We start from the raw sequence: 10,627 nt of genomic DNA on the forward strand, positions 1-10,627 counted from the left end.
GTCAGGCATGGCTCAAAGCGCCCGCGTCGGCGGGGGCCCCGTCGCCGACGGGCGGGTGCCCGTCGTGCCGCGCGCCGCCCGCGCGAGCCGCCTCGACCGCCCAGTACACCGCCTCGGGAGTCGCGGGCGAGGCGAGTTCCACGCTGACCCCGGCGGGCCCGAACGCCGCCGCGGCCTGCCGCAACGCCTCACGCACGGAGAAGGCCAGCATCAGCGGGGGTTCGCCCACCGCCTTGGAGCCGTAGACCGCGCCCTCCTCGGTGGCGTTCTCCAGCAGCCGGACGTTGAACTCCTCGGGCATCTCCGAGAAGCTCGGCAGCTTGTAGGTGCTCGCCGCCTGGGTCAGCAGCCGACCGCGGTTCGGCCCGTCACCGGTGTCCCACCGCATGTCCTCCAGCGTCAGCCAGCCCGCGCCCTGCACGAAACCACCCTCGACCTGACCGATGTCGATCATCGGGGAGAGGCTGTCGCCGACATCGTGCACGATGTCCACCCGCCGGATCCGGTACCCGCCCGTGAAGCCGTCCACCTCCACCTCGGTCGCGGCGGCGCCGTAGGAGAAGTACTTGAACGGCGAGCCCTGGAAGGCCTTCGCGTCCCAGTGCAGGCCCTCGGTCCGGTAGAAACCGGCCGCCGACAACTGGACGCGCTGGAAGTACGCGGTGCGCACCAGATCGTCCCAGGCCAGTTCCTCGTCGTTGCCCAGGGCGCGCGCGACGCCCTCGACGATGCGCACGTCCGAGGCGTTCGCGCCCAGTCGGGTGCCGGCGACCTGGAGCAGCCGCTCGCGGATCTGCTCGCAGGCGTTCTTCACCGCGGCACCATTGAGGTCCGCCCCGGCGCTGGCGGCGGTGGCGGAGGTGTTGGGCACCTTGTCGGTGCGCGTCGGCGCCAGCCGGACCTTGTGCAGCGGGATGCCCAGGGTGGTCGCGGCGACCTGCAACATCTTGGTGTGCAGGCCCTGCCCCATCTCGGTGCCGCCGTGGTTGATCAGGACCGAGCCGTCCTTGTAGACCAACACCAGGGCGCCGGCCTGGTTGAAGGCCGTGAGGTTGAACGAGATCCCGAACTTGATCCCGGTGATCGCGAGCGCCCGCTTGGTGTGCGGGTGCGCGGCGTTGAAGGCCTCGATCTCCCGCTCGCGACGGGTGATCTCGGCGTCGGTCTTGACCTGCTGCCAGATGATCGAGATGCGTTCGGGGTGGGGGACGGGCTGTCCGTACGGCGTCGAATGGCCCCGCCGGTAGAAGTTGCGCTCGCGCAGCTCCATCGGATCGAGGCCGAGCAGCGGCGCGCACCGGCCCATGATGTCCTCGATCACCAGCATGCCCTGCGGTCCGCCGAAGCCTCGGAAGGCTGTGTTGGAGACCTTGTTGGTCTTGGCGATGCGGCCGGCGACCCGGGCGTGGGGAATCCAGTAGGTGTTGTCGATGTGGCACAGGGCGCGGGCCACCACCGGCTCGGACAGGTCCAGGCTCCAGCCGCCGTCGGCGGTCAGGGTCGCGTCCAGGGCCTGGATGCGCCCCTCGGCGTCGAAACCGATCTTCCACTCGGCGTGGAAGCCGTGGCGCTTGCCGGACATGGTCAGGTCCTGGGTCCGGTTGAGCCGCACCCGCACCGGCCGACCGGTCAGCATGGCACCGAGCGCGGCGATGGCGGCGAACCCGTGCGGCTGCATCTCCTTGCCGCCGAAGCCGCCACCCATCCGCAGGCACTGCACGGTCACCTCGTGGCTGTGCAGGCCGAGCACGTGCGCGACGATCTCCTGCGTCTCCGAGGGGTGTTGGGTGCTGCTCTGGACGAACATCTGCCCGTTCTCGTCGACGTGGGCCAGCGCCGCGTGCGTTTCGAGATAGAAGTGTTCCTGATCGGAGAACTGGAACTCACCGGTGAACACGTGGGCGGAGTCGGCGAATCCGGCGTCGACGTCGCCGGCCCGCATCACGGGTCGGGCGCCGTGGAAACTGTTCGCCTCGATCGCTTCCCGCAGCGAGATCACCGAGGGCTTCTCGTCGAGTTCCACCTCGACGGCTGCCGCACCGAGCCGGGCCGCCTCCACGGATTCGCCGAGCACCCAGGCGACGGCGTGGCCGTGGAACATGACCTCGTCGGGGAAGAGCGGTTCGTCGTGCTTCATGCCGGCATCGTTGACGCCGGGCACGTCGGCGACGGTCAGTACACGGACCACACCGGGCACGGCGAGCGCGGGTTCGGTGCGCAGCGCGACGATCCTGCCGTGGGCCTTCATGACCTGGACGGGGTAGGCGTGCAGCACGTCCTTGGTGCGATGGACCAGGTCGTCGGTGTAGAGCGCGGCCCCCGTGACGTGCAGGTTGGCGCTCTCGTGCGGCATGGAGACGCCGACGACGGACTTCTCGGGACGCTCGGACAAATGACTCATGACGACACCGCCTCGGTGGTTTGCGCGTACAGCTTGAGCAGGCTCTGCCCGAGCATCGCGGAACGGTAGCCGGCGCTGGCGCGGTGATCGTCCATCGGTGTGCCCTGGGCGCCCAGCACCCGGGCCGCGGCCTCGACGGTCTGCGCCTCCCACGGCTTGCCCTCCAGGGCCGCCTCGGTGGCGAACGCGCGGATCGGGGTGGCGGCCACGCCGCCCAGGCCGATGCGCGCCTTGCGGACGATCCCGCCCTCGATGTCGAGCGCGAAGGCGACCGCCACACTGGAGATGTCGTCGAAGCGCCGCTTGGCGATCTTGTGGAAGGCCGTGACGGGCGACAGCGGCAGCGGTACGCGCACCGCGCGGATCAGCTCGTCGGGACGGCGCACGCTCTGCCGGTAGCCGGTGAAGTAGTCGGCGAGGGGCACCTCGCGCTCACCGTCGGCGCCGGCGAGCACCAGCGACGCCTCCAGCGCGAGCAGGACCGGCGGACTGTCGCCGATGGGGGAGCCGGTACCCAGGTTGCCGCCGAGGGTCGCACTGTTGCGGATGAGCCGGGACGCGAACTGCGGGAACAGCTCCGCCAGCAGGGGGACCGTGCCGTCGAGACGGCGTTCGATCTCGGTGAGCGTCTGCGCCGCACCGATCTCGACGTGGTCGGATTCGACGCGCAAATCCCGCAGTTCGGGCAGCCGGTCGACGGCGATCACGCAACGCGCCCGGCGGGCGCGGATGTTCACCTCCACACCCCAGTCCGTGCTTCCGGCGACCACCACGGCGTCGGGCCGCTCGCGCAGCAGCCGCAGCGCTTCGGACAGGTCGCCCGGCCGCAGGAACACGCTGTCCTCCCGGGCGTATGCGGTGGCGACCGGTTCGGGCGGGGACTGCTCGCGGCGCCGCGCCAGGGCGTCGTCCTCGGCGGGCGAACCGACGGCGAACGCGGCGTCGCGGATCGGGCGATAGCCGGTGCAGCGGCACAGGTTGCCGCTCAGCGCGTGCAGATCGAAGCCGTTCGGACCGTGCTCGGGGTCGGTGGTGTCGGTCGACTCCGGGTGCGCGCACCGGTCGGGACGGTAGTACTCGGAGGCCATGCTGCAGATGAACCCCGGTGTGCAGTAGCCGCATTGGGAGCCGCCGCGGACGGCCATCTCCTCCTGTACGGGATGCAGTGTGCCGGGTGTGCCGGGTGTGCCGACCGTGGCGAGACCCTCCGAGGTGATGACCTCCTGGCCGTCGAGGGCCGCGACCGGGACGAGACAGGCGTTGACGGCCACCCAGTCCGTGGGCTTGTTCACGCCGGGCCGGGCCACCATCACGGAGCAGGCGCCGCATTCACCCTCGGCGCAGCCCTCCTTGGTACCGGTGAGGCCACGTTCGCGCAGGAAATCCAGCACCGTGGTGTGGGGTTCGGCCGGCGCGATCGGTGTTTCTTTTCCGTTGACCGTGATCCGCGCCGCTACCATGGCACGTCCTCGTTTCGGCGCGCGGTCGATCTGATGGTCCTGGTCACCATGTCGGATGCTTTCTCGTTCAGTGGCGCGGCTCGACGATCCGGAGCGCGACGCTTCGGCACGCAGCGAGGTGCCGTGAGTGGTGAGGGGGAGGGAAAGTACCGGGGCCGCGATCGGGCACGCCGGCAAGGGGGCCGTTCAGCAGCCGTGTGCCACGCGACCCGGAGCCCAGGCGACCTGGTGGGCGAGGCGAAGCATGACGGAGATGGTCGACATCCGACTTCGCCTCCTTCCGGTCACTCCTGAGTGGGTGCGGTCGAAGTTACGTTGCCGCAGGTTCACCGGTCAAGCGGATCCGGGTCGATTCCACGAAGGCCGGCCACTTCACGGGGGAGAATCTCGTACGCGAATCCAGAGGGGGCGGCCTGAACGGGCGGCGGGGCGGCGTACGCCGACGCGGTGTCGGGTACGCCGCCCTCGGGCGGTACGCGCCGCGGGAGTGGCCCGCGGTCGCGGCGACTACTTCGGGTCGCGGTTGAACTTCGAGGTCGACCAGAAGTAGCCGAGCACCGTGAGGCCCAGGCACCAGGCGACCGCGAGCCACCCGTTGTATCCGATCTCGGTGCCGAGCAGCAGTCCGCGCAGGGTCTCGATGGCGGGGGTGAACGGCTGGTACTGGGCGACCGGTTGGAACCAGCCGGGCATGGAGTCGACCGGCACGAAGGCGCTGGACAGGAGCGGCAGCAGGACCATCGGCAGTGCGTTGTTGCTGGCGGCCTCGGCGTTCGGGCTGATCAGGCCCATGCCGACCGCGATCCACGTGAGCGCCGTGGCGAAGAGCACGAGCAGCCCGAACGCGGCCAGCCATTCAAGGACGCTCGCGTCGTCGGAGCGGAAGCCGATGGCCACGCCCACGGCGGCGACGAGGACCACGCCGGCGATCGACTGCAGGACGCTGCCGACGACGTGCCCGACGATCACGGAGCCGCGGTGGATCGCCATCGTGCGGAAGCGGGCGATGATGCCCTCGGTCATGTCGGTGGAGACGGACACCGCCGTCCCGACCACGGTGCCGCCGATGGTCATCAGCAGGATGCCCGGAACGATGTAGGCGATGTACGCGGAGCGGTCCGCGCCGCCGCCACCGATGCCCGCGCTCATCACGTCGCCGAAGAGGTAGACGAAGAGCAGCAGGAGCATGACCGGGGTGAGCAGCAGGTTCAGGGTCAGGGACGGGTAGCGGCGCGCGTGCAGGAGGTTGCGGCGCAGCATCGTGGACGAGTCGCGCACGGCGAGGGAGAGGGAACTCATCGAACGTTCTCCTTGTTTCGGCGGGGCAGGTCGGTGCCGCTGGTCAGGGCGAAGAACACGTCGTCGAGGTCGGGGGTGTGCACGGTCAGTTCGTCGGCGTCGACGCCGGCGGAGTCCAACCGGTTCAGGACGGAACGCAGTTCGCGCTGGCTGCCGTCGCTGGGGATCTGCAGCGCCAGCGCGTCGTCGTCGCGGGTGACCTCGCCCAGGGCGACGGCGGCGGCCCTGTACGCGGTCGGGTCGCAGAAGCGGAGACGGACGTGGCCGCCGGGAACGAGCCGTTTCAGTTCGTCGGCGGTGCCCTCGGCGGCGATCTTGCCGTCGTTGAGCACGGCGATCCGGTCGGCGAGCTGGTCGGCTTCCTCCAGGTACTGGGTGGTGAGGAAGACGGTGACGCCGCCGGAGACGAGCCCGCGGATGATCTGCCACATGTTGTGGCGGCTGCGCGGGTCGAGGCCGGTGGTGGGTTCGTCGAGGAAGATGATCCGAGGGTTGCCGACGAGGGTCATGGCGAGGTCGAGGCGGCGCTTCATGCCACCGGAGTAGGCGGAGGCGGGCTTCTTCGCGGCTGCGGTGAGGTCGAAGCGCTCCAGCAGCTCGGCGGCGATCCTGCGCCCCTCCCTGCGGGGCAGGTGGTGCAGGTCCGCCATGAGGAGCATGTTCTCCTCACCGGTGACCAGAGCGTCGACGGCGGAGAACTGGCCGGTGACACCGATCGCGGCGCGCACGGCCTGCGGGTCGGCGGTCAGGTCGTGGCCGCCGACCCGGGCCTGGCCGCCGTCGGCGGTGATGAGGGTGGAGAGGATCTGCACGGTGGTGGTCTTGCCGGCGCCGTTCGGTCCGAGCAGCGCGAACACGGACCCCGCCGGGATGCGCAGGTCGATGCCGTCGAGAACGACTTTGTCGCCGTACGACTTGCGCAGACCGAGGGCCGAGACGGCGACCGCCGACGGGTAGCCGCCGCTCTGTTCGGGCATGGGAGTAGACATGGGCATGACAGATGAAGGCATGGGGCCCTCCCGCTTGAAGGGGGTGAAGTCGGTTGTCGTGAAAGTCTGTTGAGACCGGCGCCGCCGGGGTCAGGCCTTGGCGCGGCGGACGTCGATGTTGCCGTGCCGGGTACGGGCTCGGATCTTGACGGTGTCCTCGGTGTTCTCCGGGGTCTCCGATGCCGTGAGCGTGTTGCGCACCTGACCGGAGCCCGAGTTGACGTCCAGCCAGGCGGCCGTGCCCTCGCGTACGCCGACCTCGATGGCACCGTAAGACGTCTCCAACTGCGCGATCCCGCGCGCCACTTCACCCACGCGCAGGGTGCCGTGAGCGGTTTTGGCGGTGACCGAGTCCTCGGCGCGCCGGATCTCGATGTCACCGTTCGAACCGCTCACCCGCAGGTCGCCGGTCGCGACGCCGATGGTCGTGGTGCCGTGCGAGTTCTTCAGGACGGCCGGCCCGTCGACGGTCCCGACGCGCACGCTGCCGGAACTCGTGGTGATCTCGGCCGTGCCCTCGACGCGGTCCACCGTGATCGAGCCGTGCGACGCGGTCAACCGCAGCGGGCCGGTGGTGTCGAGGCGGACATCGCCGGACGAGGTCTTCACACGGACCTCACCGAGGCGGCCCTCACCGAGCACCTGCGCCCAGGCGCCGGTCATGTCGACCCCCGAGCCGGTGGGCAGTTCGACCGTCACGTCCACGGTGCCGGTGCGCCCCACGAGGTAGCGCTGCTTGGGCGTCCTGATGTCCAGTACGCCGCCCGCGTAGGTGACCTCGGTCTGGTCGGCCGCCCGTACGTCCTGGTCCTTCTTCGGGTCGCGGGGCCGCACCTCGACGACGGTGTCGTGGCGGTCGCCCGCGGTGAACTGGATGGAACCGGCCTCCACGCGTGCGGTGACCGAGATCGCTTCGGGAGTGTCGAAAGAAGGCATGGCTGTCCCGTCCTCTTGGATCGTCAGGGCGTCCCCGCTGGTGGGACGTGGTGTGGGTGAGGTGGCGCGAGTGAGGTGGAGTGGTGCGGGGCGGGGTGGTGCGGTTGAGGTGGAGTGGCGCGGGGTGGTGCGGGCCGGGGTGTCGGTCAGCGCACCCAGCCCGTGAAACTCTGTCCGACGCTCTGGCTCTTCTCGGGCGTACGCGACCGGGCGCCGCCGTCGACCGCGCCCGACACCACCCGCACCAGCCACGCGTTGACCGACAGGCCCTCGTGGCCCGCGGCCTCCTCGGCGCGTGCCTTGAGGTGGGCCGGCAGGCGCAGATTGACGCGGGCGGTGCCGCCGTCGTCACCGTCGTCGGGGGCCGCGGCCCGCAGGGGTTCGACGACCTCGGCTGGCTCCGCGGGGCCGATTCCGTACGCGGGCGGCGGCGTCACCACGAAGTCCGGGTCGAGTCCGCGCAGTCGTACGTCGACCGAGCCGGGAGCGAGCTCGCGGGTGATCTCGTCCGCGGCGGCGGAGAGCACATTGAGCATCGTCAGCCGGGCCGCCGACTCCAGGGGAGCCGTCAGCCTCTCTGCCAACTCGCGGGCTTCGTCGCCACCGGCTTCGGCGGCCACCGCGAGTTCGCGGCGGAGGTTGTCGACATACGGCGTGAGGTCCATGGCGCAATCATGGCACCACTATGGCGCCACACGCAAGCGTATAGGCGCCTTCGGGGCGCCTGGCGCGCGGACAAGCCCTCTGAGCTGCGGGAACGCCGGGAAGGTGGTTCGCTTCAATGTGGCACCACGCGTGTGCAGGGGTGAGGTGCGGTGGTACGTGGCGCCACGTGGCACCGCGTGGCGCCACTTCGCTCCATCCGGCGCCGGGTCCCACATGCAGGTCGCCCGCGAACTCGCCGAGCACGGTTGTCCCCGCGAGGCCGGACCCGGTGTGTGGGACATCCACTCGCCGCGCGTCCCCTCGGTCGCCGAGGCCGCGGCGCTCCTGCGCAGGGGACTCCGCGGTTCGGGCCGGAACGTCGTTCTCCCGACGCTCCGGCCCGATCACGTCCCGCACCGGGGCGAACGCGGCCGGCGCCGTGGTGAGCGGGGGCCGCGCCGCAGGGGTCCGGCCGTCGCCCCGGCCGGCGCTCACACCCGGTCAATTAGCCGTGTCTTCCGGTCAACCCCCGAGGTGACCGCCGAATGCGTGGTCAGATGTGCGCTTCGGCGATGTTCGGTGATCGGTGTTCGGCGAGTGCGAGGCGCGAGATGACGACGACGACCGAAGAGCCGTTCCGGGCCCTCCTGGAGGCGGCACCGGACGCGATGGTGATCGTGGACGACGCCGGAGTGATCCGGCTGGTGAACGCGCAGACGGAAGCCCTGTTCGGCTACCCCCGGCAGGAGTTGCTCGGCCGGCCCATCGACGTCCTGGTGCCCGAGCGCTTCCGCGGCCACCACCCGCGGCACCGGCTCGGATACGCGGCCAGCCGCCAGGTGCGCCCCATGGGCGCGGGCCTGGAGCTGTACGGACTGCGCCGGGACGGGCGCGAGTTCCCGGTGGAGATCAGCCTCAGCCCCCTGCAGACGGCCGACGGCCTCCTCATCTCGGCGGCCGTGCGCGACGTCAGCGAGCGCAGGGCCGCCGAGGAGCTGTTCCGGGCGCTCCTGGAGGCCGCCCCGGACGCGATGGTGATCGTCGACGACCGCGGCACGATCCGACTCGTCAACGCCCAGACCGAGGCGCTCTTCGGCCACACCAGGGCCGACCTCCTGGGCCGGCCCGTCGAGGTACTCGTGCCGGAGCGCTTCCGGGGGCACCATTCCGGCTTCCGGCAGGGCTACTTCGTCAACCGCCAGGTACGGCCCATGGGCGCGGGACTGGAACTGCACGGCCTCTGCCGGGACGGGCGCGAGTTTCCCGTCGAGATCAGCCTCAGCCCCCTGGAGACCCCGGACGGGACCCTCGTGTCGGCGGCCATCCGCGACGTCGGCGACCGCAAGGCCGCCGAGGAGAAACTCGCCGAGCTCTACGAACAACAGCGCCACGTGGCCCTCACCCTGCAACGCAGCCTCATGGGCTCGCCCGCCGACGTACCGGGCATGCCGACGGCGAGCCGGTACTTCCCGGCACGGCAGGGCGCGGGTGTGGGCGGCGACTGGTTCGACCTGATCCCCCTGGGCGGCGGCCGCGTGGGCGTCATGATCGGAGACGTGATGGGGCGCGGGCTGGAAGCCGCCGCCGTCATGGGCCAGTTGCGCTCGGCGTCGCACGCGCTGGCGAAGACCGGGATGCCGCCCTGGCAGTTGATGCGCGCCCTCGACGCCGTGGTGAGCGAACTCCCTGACCAGTTCGTCACCTGCTGCTACCTGGTCGTCGACGCGGACGCCGCGGAACTGACCGTGTGCTCGGCCGGACACCTGCCGCTGCTCCTGGCCGCGCCGGACGGCGGGGTGAGCCGGCTCGCCGTGGACGTCAGCGTGCCGCTCGGGGTCGGCGAGGTCCCGCACCACGAGAGCCGCCACACCGTGGAACCCGGCTCGGTACTCGTCCTCTACACCGACGGGCTCGTGGAAACGCCGGGAAGTGACATCGAGGAACAACTCGACGACCTGGCAGCCGCCTTGGGGAAGGCGTCCGCCGACTCCGACGACCTGGAGACGATGGCCGACTCCCTCCTGGGCGAGATGCTGCCGGACGCGGACGACAACGCGGACGACGTCACCCTGCTGCTCGTGCACGTCCCCGACCTGCCGGTGACCTCCCAGAGCGTGGTACTGGCCCCCCGGCCGAGCAGCGTCGGCGAGGGTCGCCGCTTCCTGCGTACCACCCTCGCGGGGTGGGAGAGTGTGGACGACCAGCTGTGCGACACGGCGTGCCTGCTCGCCTCCGAGCTCCTGTCCAACGCGGTGAACCACGGTTGTGGCCCCGTCCGACTGAAGCTGCGTCAGGCAGGACGGGAACTCAGCGTCGAGGTGTGCGACGGCAGCCCGGTCCTGCCACAGGCGCGGTTCGCCTCGCCCGACGCGGAATCCGGACGCGGCCTGCTCCTCGTGGACTCGCTCGCCGAGGCGTGGGGCACGCTCCCGACAGCCGAGGGGAAAGCCGTCTGGTTCTCCCTGCCCCTTCCCGCGCAGCGTGGGTGAACGGCCGGGCCGGTGAGGCCCCGACCGGGCGGTCGGGGGCCGACCACGTCCTCCTTCTCGTCCTCCGCGCCCCTGCGGGTTACTTGACGCCGAGGCCGGCGTCGGAGACCTCGGGCTTGCCGGCTGCTTTGAGGACCTTGTTGAGGAGTGTGAGGTCGTAGATGCCGTTGAGGTCGGGTTCCTGGATGAGCTTGGCTTTGACGGCCCAGTCGGATTCGGTCTTGAGGGTGCCGGCGAGGGGGTCGTCGGTGACGAGGATGCTTGCCCAGGCGGGGTCGATGACCTTGGCGTCGAGTGCCTTGCCGCCGAGGGACTTGAGGGCGGCGTTGGCGGAGGCCTTGGCCTTGTCGGGGTTGGTGTTGATCCAGTCGTTGGTCTTGACGGTGCCGGTCAGGACGGCTTCGACGA

The 10,627-nt window shown here is 70.7% G+C and carries 7 protein-coding genes and 2 pseudogenes; 2 read left to right on the forward strand and 7 right to left on the reverse strand.

Going from position 1 to position 10,627, the window contains the following annotated elements; all coding sequences use genetic code 11:
• Window position 1: 1 nt before the first annotated feature.
• The 6 genes from xdhB to ACIRO3_RS14580 form a co-directional block, all read right to left on the reverse strand.
• On the reverse strand, window positions 2-2,401 hold the full coding sequence (xdhB, locus tag ACIRO3_RS14555; RefSeq protein ID WP_404136252.1) for a xanthine dehydrogenase molybdopterin binding subunit: 2,400 nt from the start codon (window positions 2,399-2,401) through the stop codon (window positions 2-4).
• A complete protein-coding gene (locus ACIRO3_RS14560; RefSeq protein WP_404136255.1) occupies window positions 2,398-3,861 on the reverse strand; it encodes a xanthine dehydrogenase small subunit in 1,464 nt (487 codons plus the stop codon). Before ACIRO3_RS14560 ends, xdhB begins: the two co-directional genes overlap by 4 nt.
• A 507-nt stretch (window positions 3,862-4,368) precedes the next feature.
• A complete protein-coding gene (locus tag ACIRO3_RS14565; protein ID WP_361779003.1) occupies window positions 4,369-5,160 on the reverse strand; it encodes an ABC transporter permease in 792 nt (263 codons plus the stop codon).
• On the reverse strand, window positions 5,157-6,137 hold the full coding sequence (locus ACIRO3_RS14570) for an ATP-binding cassette domain-containing protein (RefSeq protein WP_404136257.1): 981 nt from the start codon (window positions 6,135-6,137) through the stop codon (window positions 5,157-5,159). Before ACIRO3_RS14570 ends, ACIRO3_RS14565 begins: the two co-directional genes overlap by 4 nt.
• 102 nt (window positions 6,138-6,239) lie before the next feature.
• On the reverse strand, window positions 6,240-7,085 hold the full coding sequence (locus tag ACIRO3_RS14575; protein WP_404136260.1) for a DUF4097 family beta strand repeat-containing protein: 846 nt from the start codon (window positions 7,083-7,085) through the stop codon (window positions 6,240-6,242).
• Between the two features lie 146 nt (window positions 7,086-7,231).
• Window positions 7,232-7,750 (reverse strand): hypothetical protein, encoded by a 519-nt coding sequence (locus ACIRO3_RS14580; RefSeq protein ID WP_404136263.1) that lies wholly within the window; start codon window positions 7,748-7,750, stop codon window positions 7,232-7,234.
• Window positions 7,751-7,952: 202 nt separating this feature from the next.
• On the opposite strand from ACIRO3_RS14580, the pseudogene ACIRO3_RS14585 reads away from it, so the two are divergent.
• Both ACIRO3_RS14585 and ACIRO3_RS14590 read left to right on the forward strand, forming a co-directional pair.
• Window positions 7,953-8,090 (forward strand): annotated as a pseudogene (locus ACIRO3_RS14585) (hypothetical protein); the annotation flags it as partial.
• Window positions 8,091-8,341: 251 nt separating this feature from the next.
• Window positions 8,342-10,219 carry a PAS domain S-box protein gene (locus tag ACIRO3_RS14590; protein WP_404136266.1) on the forward strand — a complete coding sequence of 626 codons (1,878 nt, stop codon included), beginning with the start codon at window positions 8,342-8,344 and terminating at the stop codon, window positions 10,217-10,219.
• A gap of 79 nt (window positions 10,220-10,298) precedes the next feature.
• On the opposite strand, the pseudogene ACIRO3_RS14595 reads toward ACIRO3_RS14590, so the two are convergent.
• A pseudogene (locus tag ACIRO3_RS14595) lies at window positions 10,299-10,627 on the reverse strand (sulfate ABC transporter substrate-binding protein); the annotation flags it as partial.

The organism is Streptomyces sp. NPDC102278 (assembly GCF_044766345.1).
Taxonomy (GTDB): domain Bacteria; phylum Actinomycetota; class Actinomycetes; order Streptomycetales; family Streptomycetaceae; genus Streptomyces.

Coding starts and splice junctions, on each gene's coding strand:
- xdhB (WP_404136252.1), bottom strand. CDS start 2,401: ATGAGTCATTTGTCCGAGCGTCCCGAGAAGTCCGTCGTCGGCGTCTCC.
- ACIRO3_RS14580 (WP_404136263.1), bottom strand. CDS start 7,750: ATGGACCTCACGCCGTATGTCGACAACCTCCGCCGCGAACTCGCGGTG.
- ACIRO3_RS14565 (WP_361779003.1), bottom strand. CDS start 5,160: ATGAGTTCCCTCTCCCTCGCCGTGCGCGACTCGTCCACGATGCTGCGC.
- ACIRO3_RS14560 (WP_404136255.1), bottom strand. CDS start 3,861: ATGGTAGCGGCGCGGATCACGGTCAACGGAAAAGAAACACCGATCGCG.
- ACIRO3_RS14570 (WP_404136257.1), bottom strand. CDS start 6,137: ATGCCCGAACAGAGCGGCGGCTACCCGTCGGCGGTCGCCGTCTCGGCC.
- ACIRO3_RS14590 (WP_404136266.1), top strand. CDS start 8,342: ATGACGACGACGACCGAAGAGCCGTTCCGGGCCCTCCTGGAGGCGGCA.
- ACIRO3_RS14575 (WP_404136260.1), bottom strand. CDS start 7,085: ATGCCTTCTTTCGACACTCCCGAAGCGATCTCGGTCACCGCACGCGTG.